The organism is Hymenobacter terrigena, assembly GCF_054776515.1.
In genome coordinates, this window is sequence record NZ_BAAHBU010000001.1 from 163,359 (window position 1) to 184,768 (window position 21,410).

The following is a 21,410-nucleotide window of genomic DNA, read 5'->3' on the forward strand; positions in this document are numbered from 1 at the left end:
GGACTTTGGGAGATTTACTTCAACTTATACACCTCGCTGCCGGCCAGCAGGAAGCAGCCCAGGCCGTAATCCTCAAAATCGGGGCGGGAAGTGTAGCTGACGGGCTGGCCGTCTTTGGGCTCTTTGCCGGTGCCCTGCACGTAGGCCAGCGAGCCATCGGGCGTTACGCATTCGGTGGCCATGGCCTGCCAGGCTTTGGCGATGATGGGCTCGTATTTCTGCTTGTCGAGCAGCCCGTGGTTCAGGCCCCAGGCCATGCCGTATACAAACAGCGCGGTGCCCGAAAGCTCCTTGCCGCCGAAATGCGTGGGGTCGTGCAGGCTCACATTCCAGTAGCCATCAGTTCGTTGCAGGGTGGGTAGGGCCTGCATCATGGCCAGGTACATCTGCTCGTATTCGGCGCGGTGGGGGGCATCTTTGGGCATGATGTCGAGCACGCGCACCATGGCGGCCACCACCCAGCCGTTGCCGCGGCTCCAGTAGCAGTCCTCGCCGTTGGGCTCCTTGTAAGGCGGCACAAAATCCTTGTCACGCCACCACAGCTTATCCTCGGGGTTGTAGAGGCCATGGCCGCCGTGCTGGGTTTTCGAGTAGTTGTAGATGCGGTACATCTTCTCGTAGTAGGCCGTATCCTTCGTCATGGCGCCCAGTTTGGCATACACAGGCATGGCCATTTGCAGCGCGTCAATCCAGTTCCAGTCGTCAATTTTCGGGCTCTGCACCATCAGGTCGATGCTGGCCTTGATGTCGTGCAGACGCTCCGGCTTGGGGTCGATTTGGTAGAGGTCGATGTAAGTCTGGCCGGCGCAGTGGTCGTCGGCGTTGCGGTCCGTAATGCCCTTGCGGATGCCCCACTGGTGCTTGGTGCCCCAGTCCACGGCGTAGTCGTAGTAGCGCTTCTGCTTGTCGGTCTGGTAGAGGGCCATCAGGCCTTCGTAGTACACGCCGCGCGTCCAGATGTGGCTGGGCCGGGCAATGTTGGTCACGATTTCCTTGCCCGGGTCGGGCCACTTCCGCATAAAGTAGTTGTTGGCGCGCGTCATGCTTTTGAGCACGGCCTTTTTCTTCGGCAGCTTCTGGGCGGCAGCAGGCAGCGTAAGCAGTAGTGCGGCGCAGAGGACAGGGTGAAGGAGGGTTTTGAAGTGCATTGGGTAAGGGTGTTGTCTTGTTTGAACGTCATGCTTTGGCTGCGCTCAGCATGACGGCCTTTATTCTTTGGGTGGCAACTACGACGCCGTTTTGGCGATTTCCACGGCGTACACTTGCTCCTGGCCTTCAAAATTGGCGCGGAAGATTATCCATTTCCCATCGGGCGAGAAGTGGACGTTGGGCTCCAGCTTGTAGCCGTGGGTTTTCATGTTCACCAGGCGCTCGGTGCGGAATTTGTCGCCTTCGGGATGGAACAGATTAATCCACATGCCGTCCGGGGCTTTGGCCACCTGGCCCGCGTCGCCGCCATCGCCAGCAAAGAGCTTCTGGTCGGGCGAGATGTTGAAGTGGATGGACCAGTCGTTGCGCTCCATCTGGTAGGCGCGCTCCTGGCCGGTTTTCACGTCGGTGCCGCCCAGGTAGAAGGTCACGCTGCGGGGCTTCTGCATGTCGTACCAGATGGTTTTGCCGTCGGGGCTAAAGAATTCGTGGCCCGCAATTTCGCCGTCCACCGTGCGCTTATGCACGAGTTTCACCGCTTTGGTTTTGATGTTGATATGCCAGATGCGGTCCACCTTGCCCCAGGGGCCCTCATGGCAGAACATCAGCAAATCAGGGTCGGTGGGCGAAAATTGCACGTGGTTCAGCCAGGCATTATCCGTGAATAGCTTGGTGAGCTTTCCGCCGCCGTCGGTGCTCACCACGAAGAGCGTGCGCGGCAGCTTGGCCTCGTAGATGCGGTTGAAAAAGTCGCTTTTGGCCGGGTACTGGCGGTAAATTTCCTTTTCGGCGTCGCTGCCCCAAGCCCCGCCGAGCTTGGTTTCATCGGCATTCAGCGAGGTAATATCGGCCTTGAAATCGGCCGGAAACACGAACACGCGGCGCGTTTTCTTCGAGTCCACGTTGGTGGCATACACCGTGTCCTGCACCTGGTAAAACACCTCGCGGCGCTTGCGGCCCACTATTTCGCCCTTCACTTCCTTGAAATAGCGGGTCAGCGGCTCGGTATGATGGGTTTTCAGGTTCACTAGGCGCAGTTGTTTGCCCTGGGCATCGGTGTGGTAAATCACCATCAGGTCGCCCTCGCTGCCCTTCCCTTGCAAAAACGGATTGTTGTGAAAATAGAAGCTGCCGTTGTCGCCGTCGGGCTGGGTGAGGCGCACCACCTTGTGGCCCGTATCGGCGTCAATCCACTCAGCAGTAGGCATGGGCTTCTGGCTGCCGGTGGTCAGTTTGCTCTGGGCATGGCCGCCGAAGCTCAGCAGCAAGCCACTCAATGCGAGTAAGTAGTTGGTTTTCATGGGTGGGATTTGGGAGGCGAGTGGGGCTTATTTCAGGTTTTCGTAGTGGGGCGGGAGGTTGCGCAGGGCTTCGGGCACGTTCACGTAGCGGGCCAGGTCGCGCAGGGCGATGACGTGGTAGTGGTAGTCGTGCAGGTACTTCAGGTACTGCTCGAACAGCGCGGGTGGGGTTGTCACCCAGTCGTGGGCCACGTCGGGCACGCCATGCACCGTTAGTACCACGATGCGGCCGGAATGCGCCTGCCGGATGGCGTTGAATACCTTGGCCGTATCGGTGCCCGAAATGCTGAAGCTGGGCAGCAGCATGGGGTTGTCCTGGGTTGGGTCGTAGGCCCGGCCACCGCCGGCGCGGGCAAATTGGTAGCCGCGCTCGGGCAGCAGCGCCGTGGCTGTAGGCGCAGTATCGTAGCCGGGATAGGCGAAGGTGACGGGCCGGGGAATGCGCCAGGCGCGGCAGCGCGCTTCGATGGAATCCAACTCAGCGCCCAGCTGCGGGCGTGTCATTTTGTTGACGTGCTGGTGCGTTAGCGTGTGGCTGGCCACCTCAAAGCCCTGCCGGTGCAGGCCCTGAATCTGCGCCCAACTCATGTATTTGGTCTTATCCGAAAACGGCGGCTCCCGGAATTCGCACACGAAAAACGTGCCGCCGAACCCGTATTTCTTCAGCAGCGGGGCCACGAAAGTGGCGTGGCTCACGGCCGCATCGTCGAAGGTGAGGACGACCAGCTTGTCCGGCACCGGCCGCCGCAGTACCTGGGCCAGCGCAGTATGCCCCAGGCCTAACTCTAACAGAGTCAGTAAGCAAGCCAGACGAAAGCGAGCAGGAAGCGCCACGGGTACCGGGAGGGATTGCGTGAAAGATGCCGCAAGAACTTCGCGTCGTCGCGGCCAACCTTCCTGTACTCTTCGGTGGGGCGGTATTGGAGCGGCCTGCGGGGCCGCATAGCAATTCCAGAGCACAAAAAAGCGGCTCTTTCTGAATAGAAAGAGCCGCTTGCAAATTGCGAAAGCTATGGGCTATTCGATGCGTCGCAGCCCCAGCACGCCAATGATAATCAGACTGGTATAAAACACGCTCTGCCAGGAAAACGGCTGCTTGAGGTAAAATACATCCACGAGCTTGATGCCGACCACGGCCAGTGCCATCCAGGCCGAATAGGCCGTGGCGGTGGGAATGGCCCGCATGGCCTGCGATAGAAACAGCACGTTGGCCAGCCCAAAGGCGACGTAGGCCAGCAGCGGCAGCACCGGCAGCAACAGCGCCGGCTGCGTGAAGCTGTGCAACCAAGCTACCTCCTTGATGCGCTGCATGTTGAGTGCCTTGAGGCTATACGTCCAGCAAACCTCCATGAACGAGGCCAAAAACAGGGAAAACCAGGGATTAATCAACGGGACGAAGCAGCAGCAGTGGAGGAGTGAGAGGGAGTGGCCGGGGCCGGAGTTGCGCCAAAATTACCGCCCGGGCGCTGCGCCGGAATGGTTTCGGTGTACGGCTCGGGCACGGGCCAGCCGTGTAAGGGTTTTAGGGCCGGCACGCGGTCCGTCAGCTTGGTGAGCAGGCGCACCCGGATGCCGTGGTAGGCGCGAAATAATCGGGACCGGTTGGCCAGCTCTGCTTCATCGAAACGGACCACGGAAAAGACGTGCTGACTGAAATAATCTTTCGGGAAAGCGTAGGGCAGGCCCCATTTCAGCGGCTTGTGGTCGGGCCGGTAGGCGGTGCCGAACATCCAATCCCAGAAAGCGAATTTGGTGGAGAAGTTGGCGTAGAAAACCTCCTCGTGGTCGGCGTGGTGCCAGAGGTGCATTTCTGGGCCGTTGATGAAGTATTGCAGGCGGCCCGAGCGCACGTCCACGTTGCAGTGAATCCAAATACCCCACACGGCGTCGATGCAGGCCTTGATGGGCACCACCATGGGGTCGGCCCCGAGCAGGATGATGGGCGCAAACTCAATGGTTTGGTTGATGATGATTTCGAGCGCGTGCGAGCGGGAGCCGGCCAGCCAGTCTACCTGCTTGCCCGAGTGGTGCGCCTCGTGGGTGCGCCAGAACAGCGGGCTGCTGTGCTGGAAGCGGTGAAACCAGTAGATGTAGAAGTCGTGCGTAATCACGAAAAACAGCACCTGCACCCAGATGGGCCAGCCCGTCACAAAATGCAGCTTCGAGAAGCCGAAATGCTGGTCGAGCGGCTGAATGATGTAATCGAAAATGATGATTTTCAGCGCGTAGCTCTGCACGAAGGTGTAGAGCACGAGGTCGGTCCAGAACCCCTCGCGGAAAAACGGCAGCCCCTTGCGGTAGGGAATGATGCGCTCCAGCGTAATCACGATGGCCACCCAAATCAGCAGGATAGCCGTGGTGATGAGTTCGACGTGATGCATGGTGTGAGGGTAGGGATTGAGCAAATTAAAACGTCATGCAGAGCAGCGCAGCGAAGCATCTTTACCTCGCAACGCAATCCACTTAACTAGGATTAGTGGTGGCGGGCAATATGCTTCGCTACGCTCTGCATGACGTTGTTTATTCGTCCGAGGATTCCTTTCAGTTCAACCCGAACAGGCTACTCCTGGTTCGGCGTCAGCTCGCGGCGCAGGCGGGCGCGAGGCTCCAATTCGGAGTCGTACACGCGCTTCACGCCATCGCCAAGGCCTTCCTCCACGTCGCGGATGTCGCGCACGAGCTTGGCCATGCCGCCGGGTTCCACCGAGGCGGCGTGGTCGGAGCCCCACATGGCGCGGTCCAGGGTGAAGTGGCGCTCCACGAAGCTGGCGCCCAGCGTCACGGCGGCCACGGTAGTAGCCAAACCGGTTTCGTGGCCCGAGTAGCCGATGGGCGTGCCCGGGAACATGCCTTGCAGCACGGGCACCATGCGCAGGTTCAGCTCGGCGGGCGGGCAGGGGTAGGACGAAGTGGAGTGCGCAATCATCAGCTTATCCAGGCCCACCCATTTCACGGCCTGGTTGATTTCGTCGAGCGTGCTCATGCCGGTGCTCAGCATCAGCGGCCGGCCGGTGGCACGCACGCGGTCCAGCAGCGGCTTGTCGGTGAGGGAGGCCGAGGCCATTTTGTACATCACGGGCGCGAATTGCTCCATGAAATCCACCGACGGCTCGTCCCAGCACGAGGCAAACCAGTCGATGCCCAGGGCGCGGCAGTAGTCGTCGATGGCGGTGTATTCGGCCTGGCCGAACTCGGTTTTGCGTTTGTAGTCGATGTAGCTCATGCGGCCCCAGGGCGTATCGCGCTGCTTTTCCCACTGGTCTTTGGGCACGCACAGCTCGGGCGTGCGCTTTTGAAATTTCACGGCATCACAACCGGCCTTGGCGGCTTCGGAAATGAGCTGCTTGGCCAGGTCGAGCGAGCCGTTGTGGTTGATGCCGATTTCGGCAATGATATAGGCCGGGTGGCCGGCGCCAATGAATCGGTTTTTGCGAATTTCAACAGCTTGCATGAGGCGAAGGTTGAGAGGTGAAAAGGTGATTGTTGCACATGCTTCGGTGTGTGCCCGTGTGGTGTGTGCGCGCGTCAAACCGCGCGCTCCGGAAACTTAGATTGCGGTCCAGCCGCCATCTACTACCAGGTTGGCCCCGGTCATGTATGCCGACGCATCCGAAGCCAGGAACACGACTGCACCCTGATAATCAGTCGGCGTGGCCATGCGCCCGAGTGGCGTTTTGGCGCTGTATTGCTTGATGAAAAATTCATCCTGGCTGTTCTCCACGCCGCCGGGTGAGAGCGTGTTCACGCGCACGCCGGCTGCGCCCCAATAAGCCGCGAGGTAGCGCGTAAAATTCACCACCGCGCCCTTGGTCATGGGGTACGAAGGTGATTTATAGAAGGTTTGCTCGCCGGCCTCGTTGCGGTAGATGCTCTGGTCGGGGCCGACAATGCCGTAGGTGCTGGCCACGTTGATGATGCTGCCGTGGCCCTGCTGCGCCATGGACGTACCGAATACCTGGGCTGCCAGGAATACGCCTGTCACGTTCACCTCCAGCACTTTCTGAAAAGTAGCGAGCGGGAAGTTCTCGAACTTGCTCAAATCGGCCGCCAGCGCGGGGTTCTCAAACATGTCGTTGATGGCGGCATTGTTCACCAGCACGTCGATGTGGCCGAAGCGAGCCAGAATCTGGTCGCGCGCGGCGGCCAGCGAATCAGGGCTGGTGACATCAACGGCCAACGACAGATGCGGCCCGCCACCCAACCCAAAAGCCACTGCCGCAGCGGCTTCGGCATTAAGGTCGGCTACTACTACGTTGGCTCCGGCCTCAGCCAAAGCCGCACAGTGCTTCTGGCCGATGAGCCCGCAGGCGCCGGTGACGATGGCCGTTTTGCCCGCTAAATCGAATAAATTCATCGGGCTTACTTGGCTTTAACCGGCGCAGCATTGGTTACCTTCCGGAACACAGCTTCTACCGGCTCGCCCAGCAGGCGGGTAGCTACGTCACCCGCTTCGATGGCGGACTTTAGCAGCGGCAGCACCTCGCGGTAGGCGGCCAGGGTGTGGGCCACGTCGGCATCGGTGTGCGAGAAGCACATGTTGTGGAAACCGCCCCACATGATGCCGCGCTTGAACAGCTCCTGCTGCACGAAAGCCTTTATTTCCATGCCGTTGCCGGCCGAGGGGTCGAAGGTGACGATGGTGCGGCAGTCGTAGCCGTAGCATTTGGTGTACTGGCTCAGGCCCAGCTCGGCGGCGATTTCGTTGTAGCCGTCCTTGAGCTTTTTGCCTTGCTCGGCTAGGCGGGCGGGCACGTTCTTCTCCCGCATTTCGGAAATGGTGGCCACGGCAGCGGCCAGGCTCAGCGCCTCGCCCCCGAAGGTGGTGAAGAAGAAAACGTCCTGTTCAAACAGCTGCATCACGTCGCGCCGACCGGTGAGCAGGGCAATGGGCATGCCGTTGGCAAACGCTTTGGAATACACCGCCAAATCGGGCGTGATGCCGAAATACTCCTGCGCGCCGCCCACGGCCACGCGGAAGCCCGTCCACATCTCATCGAAAATCAGCAACGTGCCGTTTTCCTTGCACAGCCGGGCCACTTCGTGCAGGAAGTTGTCCTTGGGCGCATCAAAGATGAATGGCTCCAGAATTACGCAGGCCACGTTTTCATCGAGCAGCGCCTTCAACGAATCGAGGTTATTGTATTCGAATGCGGCTACCAGGTCCTTGCTTTCCTGCGGGATGCCCTTGTCGCGGCTGGTGGTGCCGATGTACCAGTCGTGCCAGCCGTGGTAGCCGCAGCACAACACGTTGTCGCGCCCGGTGAAAGCGCGTGAAACCCGCACGGCCGCCGAGCACACATCCGCGCCGGTCTTGCTGATGCGGATGCTTTCGGCATTCGGAATAATCTCGTGAATCAGCTCCGACAGCTCTACTTCCAGCTCGTGCATCATGGAGAAGGTGATGCCGTCTTCGAGCTGTTTTTTGATGGCGTTGTCAACCCGCTCGTAGGCGTAGCCGAGCGAAATCGGGCCAATACCCATCTGAAAATCAATGTATTCGTTGCCGTCCACGTCCCATATGTGGGAGCCTTTGGCGCGCTTCACGTACTTGGGGCTCACGCCTTTGGTGTACTGGCCGGGGCCCTTTGCCAGGGTCTGGGTAACCGGCGTCATGATTTTCTGAGCGCGGGCGTACAGCTCGTCCGACTTCGTGATGTCGGGGTAGTTTTCGTTGAAGGAAACGGTGTTGGGCATGGGATGGATTGTTAAAAACCGTCATGCAGAGCGTAGCGAAGCATCTTTACCGCTTCGTTGCAGTCAGCATTAAGATTAGTATTGAGGTAAAGATGCTTCGCTACGCTCAGCATGACGTTCAATTAAATTGACGTTCTGTTACTCCGCAAACTCGTTCTCGAGCACCGCCGGGCCTTCGGCAATGGCCGCCCCCGACTCGCCCAGATACTCCGTGATGCGGCGCGCGATGTGGTGGCCGGTGAACCCTTCGTACTCCAGCACGGCGCTGAGGCGGCCGGGGCGGTACCACCGCTCCTCCAGTGCCAGCGGCAGCACGCGGGCGGTGAGCTGGTTGCGCAGCAGCACTTCCGCGAGGATAGAATACAAGCCTCCGGTGATGAAATGGTCCTCCACCGTGACGATGAGCGACCCGCGGCGCACTACGTCGAGCAAGGCCGCCTCGTCAATTGGCTTGAGGCTGCGCAGGTTGATGAGGCCAACGGATTTGCCCTGGGCCTGTAGCAGCTCGCGGGCTACCAGCGTTTGCTCGAAGAGCATGCCGTAGGTGAGGATGGTGATGTCGGTACCTTCGGCCACGATTTCGGCTTTGCCCATCTCGAACGGGGCGTGCTCGTAAGTGGCGGGGCGGGTGTTGATGCGCACGTAAGCCGGCGCGGGTGAGGCCCAGATGGCGGGTAGCATGGCCAGCATGTCGGCTTCATCGGCGGGCGCGAAAACGGTCATGCCGGGAATGCCGCGCATCAGGCTCACGTCTTCGATGGCCTGGTGGGTAGGGCCGTTGCCATCGGAGAGGAAGCCGGGCACGAAGCCGCTCAGCTTCACCGGCAGCTTACCGATGCCCACGTCGGTGCGGATGAATTCGAACGCCCGCAGCGTGAGGAAGGTGGCCAGGGCGTGCACCACCGGCACACGGCCGCGCAGGGCCAGTCCGGCAGCCGCCCCGATGAGGGTTTGCTCGGTGATGCCGGTATCGATGAAGCGTGGACCGAGCACGGCCGGCAGGTTGCGGATGAGGGCGCGGTTTTCGGCCGTCATCACCACCAGACGCTCATCGGCGAGGGCGGTTTCTTTGATAAGTTCTTCGTAGTTCATAATGTAGCGCGGACTCTGCGAGTCCGCATATGAATGGGGTGAGGCGCGGACTCGCAGAGTCCACGCTACAGTTTTTACCGTACCGTCAGCGTCTCGCTGGTGAGCGTGGTGGCTACCTGACTGTGCAGCTCGCGCAACAATTCCTCCACTTCCTCCGCAGAAAAATTGCAGAACCAGCGGTCGGCCCGCGCTTCGATGCTGGGCAGGCCGCGCCCGCGCACCGTGTCGCAGATGATGACCGAGGGCTTGGTATCAGAGAAGGGCAGGGCCGAAAAGGCGTCTTCCAGCTGCTTGAAATCGTGGCCATCAATGCGGCGCACTTCGCAGCCGAAGGCCTCGAACTTGGGGGCCAGCGGCTCCAGCGGAATCAGGTCTTCGGTGGCCACGTTGGCCTGGAAGTGGTTGCGGTCGACGACCAGCGTGAGGTTGTTGACCTGGTGGGCGCTGGCTACCAGCAGGCTTTCCCACACGGTGCCTTCGTTTAGCTCGCCGTCGCCGGTGATGACGATGACCTTGTTGTCCTGGCCGCGCATGCGGCAATCCATGGCCACGCCCAAGGCCACGCTGGGCAGGTGCCCGAGCGAGCCCGAATGGAATTCCACGCCCGGCACGTTGCGGTTGGGGTGCCAGTAGATGTGGTCGTCGGTGCTCAGGTGCTGGTCGAGGCGGGTTTTGTCGATGAAGCCGAGTTCCACGAAGGTGCCGTAGAGGGCGGGCACGTCGTGGCCCTTGCTCAGGAAGAGGTAGTCGCGGGCCGGGTCCTGGAGGTTGTCGGGCCGCACGTTCAGGCAGTCGGCGTAGAGGTACACCAGCAGGTCGGCGCAGCTCAGCGACGCGCCGGTGAAGCAGCCGCCGTCGGTGCTCAGGCGCACGATGTGCTCGCGCACGCGCAGGGCCAGGGCTTCCATTTCTTGGCGTTTTTGGTCGGTCATAAAGTAGGGGAGGAGGCTTGTTTGGTTTGCGACGAATCCACGGTTCTGAGTTCGTCGAGGTGGTTGCGGTACCAGTTCACGCCGGCGTAATGGGCATTGAGGCGGGCAATGTCCGGGCGCTGCTTCAGCAGGGTGAGGATGTCATCCAGCCCAAAATCTGGCTTGGTCGGATACAGCGCGTCATACACGGCTTCAATGAAATCGTAGTCTTCCGGGTAGTCAATCGTCCAGCGGTGGCTCATCGAATAATCGAGGCCCGCGTCCCACTCCACGTTGCCCAGCCGAAACCGGTCGGGGTTTTCCCAGAAAAACGGCGTGGTGTGCTCGCGCTCCAACGGCCGTTGGGCCTCGCGCCAGGCGGTTTCCAGGGCTTCGATGGGCATTACTTCCACGTCGTTGCCATCGGGGAAGGTGGCGGGGTGCAGGTTGCTCACGAAGTCGTAGCGGTCGGCAAAGTGCAGGTAGTAGCCCACCACTTCGTCAATCACGGCCGGGTCGATGAGCGGGCAGTCGGACGGGATTTTCAGCACCACGTCGGCCCCGTAGTGGCGGGCGGCCTGGTAGTGGCGGGCGAGTAAATCCAGCGCATCGCCACGGAAGCATTCGAGGCCGTGAGCGGCACACAGCTCGGCAATGGCGTCATCGGCGGCCTCGGTGGTGGTGGCTACTACCACCGTGCCGGCCAGGTGGGCGCGCTGCACCCGCTGCACCATGCGCACCAGCAGGGGCTGGCCGGCCAGCGGCAGCAACACCTTGCCCGGCAGGCGCGAGGAGCCCATGCGGGCCTGCACAACGGTCAGAATCTTCGGAACGGGCATAAAGGAAGGTGTCGGTACCGCGTAGTCGGACGTGAAACGGAAATACGCTAAAATTTGCCGGTCAAAAAGCTGGCTAATTGATAAGGCGTTGGTAAATACATTCTTAAAATAATGCCGCCAATGGCTAGCTCCCTACCGGTGAGGCTTCGGCCGCCGCTGCCGTTGCAAAGGCCTCCGCATCGAACTGCCGCAAAAAGGCCGGCCCACTGTTGCCTTCAAACCGGCTGAAGCCCCGGCAAATGGCCGCAATGCGCCGGGCCGAGGTGCCGCCATTCTGCCAGGGCAGCTTGCGCCGCAGGTCATCTACATCGAAGTAGGAGTGCACCGGCTTGCCCAGCGCCAGGCCCACGTACACCACCGTCGAGTATTGGGTGATGAGCTCCACGCAGTTGGCAATCATGTGGTCGGTGTTGCCTTCGGTGAAAATCAGGGTGCCGGGCGGCGCGTGCTTCTTGATTTCGTTCACAGCGCGGGGCAATTCCTCGTTGGGGTGCAGCTTGAAAGCCAGCGGGCGGCCGTTGGCAATGCGGGCGCACTCGCGGATGAACTTGGGGCGGTTTTCGGGCGTGAAGGTTTCGCGCAGGTCGGAGGTGGCCACCAGCACGTAGCCGTGGTGCGGGAAATCGTTGTGGCGCACCTGCTCGATGTTGTCGAAGTTGGGAATGCCCGTCACGATGAGCTTATCGGCATCCACGCCCACGCGTTTGAAGTGCTTTGCATAGCCCTCCGACGCCACGCAGTAGATGTCGCAGCAGTTGTTCATGCCGTTGAGGGCCGTGCCGATGGCCAGGATGGGGTAGCGCGTGAAGCGCTTCACCAGCCGGGCCCACAGGTTGAGCGGGTCGGTCATGCCCTCCTGTACGAAAACGGTTTTCGTCTTTTTAATCAGCGGCCAGGGCACAATCACATCGGAGCAGCACACGATGAGGTCGTAGTGATTGTTGAAAACGCGGGCCTCGAAATCGTTCTTCAACCCGTGCTCGGCCAGGTATTTATCGGCCTTGGCTTTGATTTTTCCGGTGACGATGGTCTTGTCCAGGCCGCCGGTCCAGAGCAGGAACTTGTAGAATTGACGCTGCCAGCCATCGTAGTACAACTGGCTGAAGTAGGGGTCGAAGTCGTTTTCCAGCAGCTGCGCAATCTGGTGCATTTGCGTGGTCTGGTTGGGCGAGCCGATGAGAAACAGAGCCTTTTTTCGGGACATGCAGGAAGCAAAGTTGAAGCAACCGAACTGCCGGCGGACTGCCCCATGGCAGGGCCGGCACGCCGCCAAGGTACAGTATGGGCTGCGAAATAACACCCCCGCCCGCGGCTCCTGCTACCGCAACCATTACCAAATTGCAAAGGTTAGCGGCGGCGCCATTTGCGGCAGTGCCCCGCGTCTCAAAATACCTGGCCCTGCCCCCGGAAATACCTGCTGTTCGCAGTTCCAACTAAATCAGTCCCAAGGGATTTTAATTGTTGACCTTAACCAGCCCGGAATTGCGGATTTGCCTCGCACCCAAGGCATCAAGAATCCGGAAAAGCCGTACGCAGGCAAATCCGAACCGCTTCCCAAGATTTTTCCATGATTCAACTGCCGAACTCCTCTACCGATTTCTGCCATGATTCTTAGCTCCCTTCCCGATGCCGACGGCAGCCGTTGCACCTTGTCGCAAGAGCCCGAAGGCTGGCTGCGGGCCACCTGGCGCGGCTTCGTCGATATGCAGGAGGCCCTGCGCGGGGCCGATAAGTACCTGCGCACCCTGCAAGACCTCCGCAACCCCTGCCTGCTCAACGACAACGTGGAGCTGATGGGGCCATGGTTCGATTCCATCGAGTGGCTGGAGCGCGTGTGGGTGCCGCAAGCCACCGCGGTGGGCCTGCGCTACGTGGCCCACGTGGTGCAGGCCGATTCCCTGTCCGACATCCTCACCGTGCATTTCAACCACGGAGCGGCCGGCGCGCTGGAACTCCAGATTTTTCAGCAGGTACCGGAGGCCGAAGCCTGGCTGCGCATCTGCCAGCAGGCGATGAGAACCAGGATTTAAGCGCTTAGATAAGCGCTGCACCAACCATGCCGGGGGCTGCTATTTGCGCAACACCCGAATGCTGACGCGCCGGTTCAGGGCGCGGTTGGCGGGGGTGTTGTTGGGCCGCACAAAGTACTTGGGGCCGTAGCCTTTGGCTTGCAGGCGGTCGGCGCTCACGCCCATGCTGGCCAGCGTGAGCATAGCGGCGCGGGCGCGGTCCTCGCTGAGCTGGTAGTTTACCAGGGCGTCGCCGGTGCTGTCAGTATAGCCCCCGATTTTCACGATGGAGCGCGGAAACGTGTTGAGAATGCTGGCAATGTTGCCCAGCTGCAGCGCCGACTCGGGCGTTAGCCGGGCCTTGCCGGTTTCAAAGTTGATGCGGTCAAAATTAATCCAGCCCTTGGTCCGGTTCACCGAATCGACCTGGAAAGCGGGCGATGACAGGAAGGTGTAGAGGCGGTTTTCGGTTGAGTTGGCCCCCACTCTCTGGGTCGTGCCGTCGGCCAGCGTCAGCACAATGGGTTTGCCGGTATCGTAGATGTAGGTGTCGCGGTCCTGGTCGTAGCGGCCGTTGGGCTCATTGCCGATGGCTGCCGGGCGGGCGGCTCCGCTGGCTACCGTAGCGGGAGTGCGGGTAGGCAGCGTTTCTACGGGCCGGTTCGCAATGGCCGGGGCGGGGCGGGCTGCTGGCATTGCGGCTTCCGGAGCCGGCCCGGTCGCTTCGGCCAGGGGCGTTGCGGGAGGTGTGTAGGCGGCTGTGGGCGCGGCGGCTGGCTGGGTTGCCGGCGGGCTGGTTTCCGCCACCAAGCTGGTGGTCGCCGCTGGCTGCTGGTCGCGGCTGGGGCTGCTGTGGCCAAAGAAGTACCCCAGGCACACGGCCAGCAGCAGCAGCCCGCCCCACTGCCAGTACGGCGACAAGCCGCTGCCCGGTGCTGCCTCCGTGGTTGGTTCGGCCCAGGCGGCGGGCGTGGGAGCCAGCTGCGCCGGCTGCGGGGGCTGGCGGCGCAGGCCCTGCTCGGCGGGCAGGGGCGGGACGGCACCCAGGGCCGGCACCGGCAGCATGGCGGCCGCAATGGCCTCTTTCTCCGCGTGCAGCCAATAAACGAAGTCGGTGGGGGAGAGGGCTTTTTCGGCGGCGGCGTGGCCCAGCACGCCCAGCACGGCCGTGGCGGCTATTTGCAGCAGCATGTCGCTGGCCGAGGGCCGGATAGCTGCTCCGGCGGCAATGCGGCTCACCGTGCTGCGGTAGGCGCCGTCGAGCAGGTCGAGGAGCAGGTTCACGCCCCGCTCGTAGCGAGCGGTCGGGTGCAGGTCGGCCAGGTGCTGGAGCACCTGCGCCGAGTTGGCTTCCCGCACCAGTTCCAGCAGGCGCTCGGGCGTGAGACCGTGGCCTATCCGTCCCGATAACTCGTTGAGCACAAGAGATATTGCCTGGCTTAGCGCGTATTCAACGTTGGGCGCGGCTTCATCCAGGCGCAGGCCGAGCCGGGTAATGGTTTCGCGGGTGAAGCAGTAGTTAACTGATTCGAATACAGTCTTTTTCATAACGATATAATTATTCCGAAAGTCTGATTAAGCCACATCATGCCCCGCCGCTGGGCCACTTCCTGCCGCGTCCATAGCGCGAGCCCGAAGCGTATTGGTAATTACTCTGATACAACTAATTCACGGCTAAACAAAAATAACGAAATTTATTTATAATGAATATTATAAATATTAATTATAACAATGTAATTAATTTTAAGTCGTTGCGCGTCCGGAAGCTACTTTTGGGGTTGCCATGAACGACCCGGAAATCCGCGCCCTGCTCTACCCATTGCTAGTCGGGGGCGTGCGCATCGATGAGCTGCCCACCGGCACCACGCGGGCCGACGTGGTGCACATCACCGAGCATTTCATGCACGGCTACGAGGTGAAGGGCGACGGCGACACCCTGCAACGCGTGGCCAACCAGCTGCGCTGCTACGGCGAGGTCTACGATTTCGTCACCTTCATCATCACCGAAAAACACCTGCCCAGGCTGCTGCCGCTGCTGCCCGAGTGGGTGGGCATCCTGGTAGCCTCGGCTGAGGGGCTGCGCCCGCACCGCGCCGCCGGCTACAACGCCACCGTGGAGCGCGCGCCGCTCGCGAAACTGCTTTTGCTGGAGGAGGTGAAGCAATTTTTGCTGGCGCGGGGCCTCACCGGCGTGAGCACGCTGCGGAGCCGCGAGGTCAGCAATTTCCTGCGCACCACGCAGCTGGTGCCGCTGTCCAGCCTGGCGCAGTACGTGCGCGAGCGGCTCATTGCCCGTTTGCCCGAGCGCCTGCTCATGCGCGCCGAGCGCAAAGCCGAGCGCGAGCGGCTGCCGCCCCGCCGCAAAAAAGCCCGGCCGAAAGCGAAGAAGAAAAAGCCCGTCGGCCGCAAAAAAGCCAATGCTGCCTAGCAGCTTGGAGCTGGCGGGCGGCACTGGCGCAGTCATCAGTAAGGCAGCTATTTCTACTTCAAAGCAGCGGCTACGGCTTGGTTGAGCAGGGGCTCCATCACGCGGTAGCCGGTGAGGTTGGGGTGCACGCCGTCTTCGCCGTAGGCTTTTTTCAGGCCGTTCTGGTCGTCTTTCAGGGCGGTGTGCATGTCGTAGTACACGAGGTGATGCTGGTCGGCGTAGGCCTTGATTTGCTTGTTGAGGGCAATGATTTTGGGGGCGGGGTTCAGGCCTTTGCGCCACCAGAAATCCGCCGCCGGGGCCACCGAGCCCAGCACCACGCGGATGCCGTGGGCCTGGGCCAGCTCGGTCATCGTCATGATGTTGTTCATCGTGGTTTGGGGATTGTAGGGGCCGTTGTTTTCGGCCACGTCGTTGGTGCCCACCAGAATGACGACCACGGCCGGGTGCAGGTCAATCACATCGGCGCGGAAGCGCACCACCGTTTGGCCCGTGGCCTGGCCGCTGATGCCCCGGCCCACATACTCGTAGGTTTTGCCCCGGAAAAAGGCCGAATCTTCCTTCACCCAGCCCTCGGTGATGGAGTTGCCGATGATGACCACGCGGGGCCGGCCGGGCGCAGGCTCGGGCAGGCGCTGGTTGGCGGCCGCGTATTTCTGGAGATTGGGCCAGTCGTTGTGCAGCAGGTATTCCTGGCGCTCGTGGTAAGCCTCGTCAGCGGCTTTTTTGGCAGCGGCCGGGTCAGTGGGCTGCTGGGCGTGGGCGGTGGCAGCTAAGAGCAGGCCCGCCAGCAACAGCGCCGCACGTAGGCCTTTTAGGGAATCAGAATAAAGCATGGCTGAATTAATGGTGAGAAAACCGCCTGCTATTCAAACTGAAGCAGTCGATTAAAAAACGGCAGTAATTTCTGGTACATGCGGCCGTCGCGGCCCATTATACGGTTACCGTGGTTGCCCTCGTAGCCTTCGGCCGCGTGCGGGATGCCGAAGGCTGCCAACTGAGTGCTAAGGGCACGGCACGCGAATGGAATGTGCTGGAACTGGTCCTGCTCGCCCCAGTCGAAGGCCAGGCCGCGCAACTTGCGCAGGCTGGCCAGGTGCGTGGGCAGCAGGGCCAGCGGCGTGGCGGCGGCCCACTGAGCCAGCACGGCGTCGCGGGGGGCGAGGCTGTCGGGGCCGGGCGCGTAGGGCAGGGCCGCGCCAAATACGCCCCGGCCGGGCGTGGGCGAAAGGGCCCGCGCGGTGGCCACTATCCGAATGGCGTCGAAGTTCTGGCCCAGCCCAGCCCGCGAGGTGGCGCGGCCGGCAACGGACTGCCCGGCGCGGCCGCTCATCCATTCGGCATGCGGAGCGGCGAAGGCGGGGCTCAGGGCGTAGGCGGCGGCGTAGATGCCGGGGTAGAGCAGGGCGAGGCGTAAGGTGCCGTTGCCACCCATGGAGTGGCCGGCAATGCCCCGGCTGGCGGGCCTGGCCAGGGTGCGGAACTTGTGGTCGATAAACTGCACGAGCTCGTGGGCCGTGAAATCGGCCCACGGGCCATTGGTGGCAGAATTGGCGTAGAAGCTGCCCTGAAACAGCGTCTGTTCATCGGGCGCAACCACAATGAGCGGACGAATCTGGCCGTCGGCAATGGCATGGTCGAGCAGGGCGCCGAGGCCATCGGCATGAAAAAGCAGGCTGTCGTTCCAGGTGAAGCCGTGCAGGTAGTAGAGCACCGGATAGCGGCGACCGGGGTTGGCCGCGTAACCAGCCGGCAGATACACGCTCACGCGGCGGCGCGGGTTTTCGCCGCCGGGGTTGCCGCGCAGCAGTTTCGAATCGAGGTAGGTGACGACGACCTGGCCCTTGGCTGGTTGGGCCTGGGCGGTGGGGGCCAGAAGCCAGGCTAGCGCGGTGAGGAGCAGAAGGAGGAGGTGGGGGCGCATGAGGCAATGAGAATTGTAAAAAGCCCGTCATGCCGAGCGTAGCTTTAGCATGACGGGCTTTTTCTTCAACAACAACCGCACTAGTTAACCACCAGCGTCATAATGGAGTGAGCGGCAGCGGTGGTTTTGGTCCCTTGGCCGCGCATCCAGAGTTGAAATTCCTCGGGCTTGTCGGTCTGGTTCATCACCACCACGGCCACGCTGCCGTCGGGGTTGCGGTAGGCGGTGGTTTGCAGGGCGTCGCGGTTGGATGAGGCGCTGATGCGCTTGGCGCCGGGCCGGATGAACTTCGAGAAGTGGCCGATGTAATAGTAGGCGTTGGTGTAGATGAGCTTGCCGGTTTTGGTGTCGGCGATGACGGGGGCGAAGCAGAAGTTGCCGACGTGGTTCGGCCCGCCGGTTTCGTCGAGCAGTACGTTCCAGTCGGTCCAGCCCACAGTGCCGGCGTTGAAGTCGCCAATCATTGAGTTGCCGTACTTCTCGCCCAGCGTCCAGTCATCCACTTTGGCCAGGTCAAATTTCTCCTTGCAGCCTTCCGTGAAAATCAGGTTGGTGTTGGGGAAAGCCTCTTTCACGCGCTTCTCGTTCTCAAACAGCATGCTGCTGCCGGTCCAGGTTTCGTACCAGTGGTAGCCGATGCCCCAGACGTATTTGGCGGCCTCGGGGTCGTCGAGCACGGTGCTGGCGCGCTGGAACAGCAGGTCGCGGTTGTGGTCCCAGGCAATGAGCTTCTTCGAGCCCAGCCCGCCTTTCGCCAGCGTGGGGCCGAGGTAGCCTTTGATGAAATCCCGCTCCTCCTCGCCGGTGAAGATGCACGACTCCCACTTCTGGGTGGCCATCGGCTCATTCTGCACCGAGAGGCCCCAGATGGGGATGCCCAGCTGCTCGTAGGTCTTGATGAACTTCACGTAGTAGTCGGCCCAGGCCTGGCGGTATTGGGGCAGCAGCTTGCCGCCGTGCAGCATGTCGCCGGTGGTTTTCATCCAGCCGGGCGGGCTCCAGGGGCTCACGTAGAGGGTGAGCTTGCCGCCGGCCGCCGCCATCACCTGCTTGATGAAGGGGATGCGGAACTGCTCGTCGTGCTTCACGCTGAAGGTTTTCAGCGCTTCGTCCTTATCCGCCACGTAGGTATAGCTGCCGCTCGAAAAGTCGGAGCTGTGAATGCTGGTGCGGCCCAGCGTGTAGCCGATGCCGCCCGTGGGACTGTAATACGCCTTCAAAAACTCCTGCTGCTGGGGTTTCGGCAGCTTGGCAAAGGTTTCGGCCGAGGCATCCGTCAGTGCCCCACCGATGCCGAGCATGGTCTGGAACGAGTGGCCGGGGTCGACGAATACGCACACTTGGGTTTCGAGCGGCTGCGCGGCGGGCGCGAGCTTGAGGTCACCGCCGGCCGCCAGGCGCTGGCTGGTGCCCTGCACGGTGGCGAAAACGTGGGCCGTTTTGCCGGCGGCCGAGTAGGGTGTGGAAGCTGCTTTTTGCGCGGCGGCACTGCCGAGGCCCAGCGTCGAGAGAAATAGGAAAGACAGGAATTTCTGGTTCGTCATGAGAAAGAATGGTGGGGTAGGGTGCGGGGCTTGCCCCCGCCCGTCGTTGAGCGGGGCTGTTGAAACGGTGCGAACGGCGGGCGGGGGCAAGCCCCGCACCCTACAGGGACATTAGCAGCAAAAGTTGTTCTAAAGGTGGGGGATATTTCAGAATCGCATCATTTAGTTAGCGGGCAATGATAACCCGCTGGCTGAGCGGGCCGGCGGCGGCGCGCACTTTCAGCACGTACAGGCCGGGCCGGGCAGAAGCCACGTTGAGGCTGACATGGGTGAGTCCGGCTTTGGCCGCCACGGCGGGCGGGGCCAGGGCCACGCGGCCCAGTACGTCCACGAGCTGCACTTGCAGGGTTTCGGCCGTTTCGGCGGTGTAGTCGAAAGTAAGTTCTTGGCTGATGGTGGTGGGGTACACTTGCAGGCGGGCCGCAGCGGCCGAGCCGGTGGCGGCCAGGGCCGTGAGGGCAGCCGGGCCCTGGTCCGAGAACCACCAGCGCTGGTTGTCGGCGCCGGTCCAGTCCCACTGCTGGGCGTTGGCGCCGTCGGCCTGGGACGCGCTGGTTACGTCGAGGGCTTTGTTGCTGTATTTGTTGATAATACGGTAGGTGCCGTCGCTCTGGCGCTGCACCAGCCAGGCCTGGCTGTCGTTGCTGGTCCAGTCCCACTGCTGGGCCAGGGCGCCGTTGGCGGTGCTGGGGCCGGGCACGTCCAGCGACTTGTTGCTGAAGATGTTTACCAGGCGCACGAAGCCATTGCCCATGTCCACCGTTTTCCACTTCTGGTTGCTGCCGGTGGCCCAGGTGCGCTGCTGCGCCTGCCCGCCGTTGCTGGTCGAGGAACCCACGATTTCGAGGGCCTTGCCGCTGTGCTTGGCGCTGATTTCGTAGATGCGGCCCAGCGTGATGTCGCTGGTGTTCCACTTGTAGGTGGCCAGCGCGCCGGCCGGCAGCGTGTAGTTGAACGACTGCCCGTTCCAGCTCACCTTAAAGGTGTTGGAGGCATTGCTGTTGTTCAGGGCAATAAGGACTTTGGAGCCGTCGGGGTTGCGGAAGGCCACGGTTTCGATGCCGCCGGCCACCGAGTTGGAGCCCACGCGCACCGCGCCGGGGTCCACAAACTTACTGGCGTGGGCCAGGGCGTAGTATTCCACGTTGCGCGTCACGGCCCCGGTGGTGCTGTTGATGGTGACCACGCCGCGGCAGTTGGTGCAGCCGCCGTTGGTGGGGCCGTTGTTCTGGTCGAGGGCCAGGTTCCATTCCAAGGCGCTTTTGGCCCAGTTGCGGGTGGTGCCGATGATGATGTTGGAGGCGTGCCACTTCAAATCGCCGGCGAAGCTGGAACCCACCGTGCCCGAAATTTCCGTGAACCAGATGTCCTCGGCCGGGTAGGCGTTGTGGGTGGTGCTCTGGCCGCTCACGCTGCCCGCGTAGCCGTGGAAGGCCGAGCCGGCCGCGTACTGCGCCGCCGTGGCGTCGGCAAAAACGGTATTGGGGTAGGTGGGCTGGTCCCAGTTGTGGTCGTACACAATGAGCTTGGTATTCAAACCGGCCGTCTGAAACGCCGGCCCGATGTTGTTCTTCAGAAACGCCAGCTGGTTGCCGGCATCCATGCGCATCGACATGTAGGATGCCGCAAAAAGCGGCTCGTTTTGCAGCGTCACGGCGTAGATGGGCAGGCCCTGGGCGGCGTAGGCCTGCACGTACTTCACGAAGTAATTGGCGTAGGCCTGGTAGTAAGCCGTGTTGAGGAAGTGGCCGTTGCGCAGCTCGTACACGCCGCTGGCGGTGGGCTCCTTCATCCAGGCCGGGGCGCTCCAGGGCGTGCCCAGGATTTTCAGGCTGCTGTTTTTGGCGAGGGCAGCTTGCAGCATGGGCACCAAATCCACCAAGTCATTGGCAATGGAAAAGCTGCTCAGGCCCACGTCGGTCTGGCCCTGGGGCCGGTCGTCGTAGGTGAAATCGCCCTGCGCCGAAAAGTCCGACCCGCCCATGGTGTGCCGCAAAAAGCTCAGGTGAATGCCGCTGGCGCCGAACAAGTCGGTCAGGAGGGCGTCGCGCTGGGCGGCGCTCATCTTCTGGTTCAGCAGGTAGGCCGAGGCGCCGGTCATCGAGGCCCCGAAACCGTCGATGGTTTGGTAGGTCTGGCTCTCGTCCACGGTGATGGTGGTGCCAGTGGCGGGCGTGCTGGCGCTGAAACTGATGCCGGCCTGGGCCTGGAGCAACTTGGTCTGGTCGCCGGTGGTGAGCCATACGCTCACGGGCTCGTTGGCCTGCGTGTGGGCCGGCCGGAAGGCCATGATGGGCAGCAGCACGCCGGCGGCCACGAGGGTGAAAACAGGGCGGTAAAGCTTTTTCATGAATTGTGGGAATTGGGAGTTGGAGAGAAATTCAGGAGGAAAAAGCCGGCGATGTGCACCTGCTACAAGCCGCAGGGGCCAGCCCTGAACGAAGCAGCCAGTGTTATTAGAAGGTGATTTTTTAATAATATGATTGTCAAATATTTGCGTTTAATAAAATCCAAAAGAA

General features: G+C 61.7%; 19 protein-coding genes. 2 read left to right on the forward strand and 17 right to left on the reverse strand.

The features are described 5' to 3' along the window. Positions 1–14 precede the first annotated feature (14 nt). From ACYU7Q_RS00585 to ACYU7Q_RS00640, 12 genes are all read right to left on the reverse strand, one after another. Positions 15–1,148 carry a glycoside hydrolase family 88/105 protein gene (locus ACYU7Q_RS00585; protein WP_460607487.1) on the reverse strand — a complete coding sequence of 378 codons (1,134 nt, stop codon included), beginning with the start codon at positions 1,146–1,148 and terminating at the stop codon, positions 15–17. A 78-nt stretch (positions 1,149–1,226) separates the two neighbouring features. Further along, the gene (locus ACYU7Q_RS00590; protein WP_460607488.1) at positions 1,227–2,450 is read right to left on the reverse strand and encodes an oligogalacturonate lyase family protein; all 1,224 of its coding nucleotides are present in this window, start codon (positions 2,448–2,450) and stop codon (positions 1,227–1,229) included. Positions 2,451–2,477: 27 nt separating this feature from the next. Beyond that, complete coding sequence (locus tag ACYU7Q_RS00595) at positions 2,478–3,284, reverse strand: polysaccharide deacetylase family protein (RefSeq protein ID WP_460607489.1); 807 nt, start codon at positions 3,282–3,284, stop codon at positions 2,478–2,480. 183 nt (positions 3,285–3,467) lie between these two features. Then, entirely contained in the window at positions 3,468–3,839 is a 372-nt protein-coding gene (locus ACYU7Q_RS00600) for a DMT family transporter (RefSeq protein WP_460607490.1), read from the reverse strand. After that, positions 3,836–4,831, reverse strand: coding sequence for a sterol desaturase family protein (locus tag ACYU7Q_RS00605; RefSeq protein WP_460607491.1), 996 nt, complete (start codon positions 4,829–4,831; stop codon positions 3,836–3,838). Before ACYU7Q_RS00605 ends, ACYU7Q_RS00600 begins: the two co-directional genes overlap by 4 nt. Before the next feature lie 179 nt (positions 4,832–5,010). Next, a complete protein-coding gene (locus ACYU7Q_RS00610) occupies positions 5,011–5,901 on the reverse strand; it encodes an N-acetylneuraminate synthase family protein (protein ID WP_460607492.1) in 891 nt (296 codons plus the stop codon). A gap of 96 nt (positions 5,902–5,997) precedes the next feature. Beyond that, the gene (locus tag ACYU7Q_RS00615) at positions 5,998–6,804 is read right to left on the reverse strand and encodes a Rossmann-fold NAD(P)-binding domain-containing protein (RefSeq protein WP_460607493.1); all 807 of its coding nucleotides are present in this window, start codon (positions 6,802–6,804) and stop codon (positions 5,998–6,000) included. Positions 6,805–6,809: 5 nt separating this feature from the next. Continuing rightward, a complete protein-coding gene (locus tag ACYU7Q_RS00620; RefSeq protein WP_460607494.1) occupies positions 6,810–8,144 on the reverse strand; it encodes a PLP-dependent aminotransferase family protein in 1,335 nt (444 codons plus the stop codon). 138 nt (positions 8,145–8,282) lie between these two features. Beyond that, the gene (locus ACYU7Q_RS00625) at positions 8,283–9,236 is read right to left on the reverse strand and encodes a transketolase family protein (protein WP_460607495.1); all 954 of its coding nucleotides are present in this window, start codon (positions 9,234–9,236) and stop codon (positions 8,283–8,285) included. 74 nt (positions 9,237–9,310) lie between these two features. Further along, positions 9,311–10,168, reverse strand: a complete 858-nt coding sequence (locus ACYU7Q_RS00630; protein ID WP_460607496.1) for a transketolase — start codon at positions 10,166–10,168, stop codon at positions 9,311–9,313. Continuing rightward, positions 10,165–10,986, reverse strand: coding sequence for a cytidylyltransferase domain-containing protein (locus tag ACYU7Q_RS00635; RefSeq protein ID WP_460607497.1), 822 nt, complete (start codon positions 10,984–10,986; stop codon positions 10,165–10,167). Before ACYU7Q_RS00635 ends, ACYU7Q_RS00630 begins: the two co-directional genes overlap by 4 nt. A gap of 124 nt (positions 10,987–11,110) precedes the next feature. Further along, on the reverse strand, positions 11,111–12,190 hold the full coding sequence (locus tag ACYU7Q_RS00640) for a hypothetical protein (RefSeq protein WP_460607498.1): 1,080 nt from the start codon (positions 12,188–12,190) through the stop codon (positions 11,111–11,113). Between the two features lie 400 nt (positions 12,191–12,590). On the opposite strand from ACYU7Q_RS00640, the gene ACYU7Q_RS00645 reads away from it, so the two are divergent. Continuing rightward, a complete protein-coding gene (locus tag ACYU7Q_RS00645) occupies positions 12,591–13,016 on the forward strand; it encodes a hypothetical protein (RefSeq protein ID WP_460607499.1) in 426 nt (141 codons plus the stop codon). A gap of 39 nt (positions 13,017–13,055) precedes the next feature. On the opposite strand, the gene ACYU7Q_RS00650 is transcribed toward ACYU7Q_RS00645, so the two are convergent. Beyond that, on the reverse strand, positions 13,056–14,543 hold the full coding sequence (locus ACYU7Q_RS00650; protein WP_460607500.1) for an OmpA family protein: 1,488 nt from the start codon (positions 14,541–14,543) through the stop codon (positions 13,056–13,058). A 235-nt stretch (positions 14,544–14,778) separates the two neighbouring features. Here ACYU7Q_RS00650 and ACYU7Q_RS00655 point away from each other — a divergent pair, with 235 nt between their 5' ends. After that, complete coding sequence (locus ACYU7Q_RS00655; protein ID WP_460607501.1) at positions 14,779–15,423, forward strand: sce7726 family protein; 645 nt, start codon at positions 14,779–14,781, stop codon at positions 15,421–15,423. Positions 15,424–15,476: 53 nt separating this feature from the next. On the opposite strand, the gene ACYU7Q_RS00660 is transcribed toward ACYU7Q_RS00655, so the two are convergent. The 4 genes from ACYU7Q_RS00660 to ACYU7Q_RS00675 form a co-directional block, all read right to left on the reverse strand. Beyond that, positions 15,477–16,259 (reverse strand): SGNH/GDSL hydrolase family protein, encoded by a 783-nt coding sequence (locus ACYU7Q_RS00660; protein WP_460607502.1) that lies wholly within the window; start codon positions 16,257–16,259, stop codon positions 15,477–15,479. 29 nt (positions 16,260–16,288) lie between these two features. Further along, positions 16,289–17,347 carry an alpha/beta hydrolase gene (locus ACYU7Q_RS00665; RefSeq protein WP_460607503.1) on the reverse strand — a complete coding sequence of 353 codons (1,059 nt, stop codon included), beginning with the start codon at positions 17,345–17,347 and terminating at the stop codon, positions 16,289–16,291. Positions 17,348–17,427: 80 nt separating this feature from the next. After that, positions 17,428–18,891: a glycoside hydrolase family 30 protein gene (locus ACYU7Q_RS00670; protein ID WP_460607504.1), complete on the reverse strand. Its 1,464-nt coding sequence runs from the start codon at positions 18,889–18,891 to the stop codon at positions 17,428–17,430. A gap of 166 nt (positions 18,892–19,057) precedes the next feature. Continuing rightward, on the reverse strand, positions 19,058–21,241 hold the full coding sequence (locus tag ACYU7Q_RS00675) for an RICIN domain-containing protein (protein ID WP_460607505.1): 2,184 nt from the start codon (positions 21,239–21,241) through the stop codon (positions 19,058–19,060). Positions 21,242–21,410: the final 169 nt, after the last annotated feature.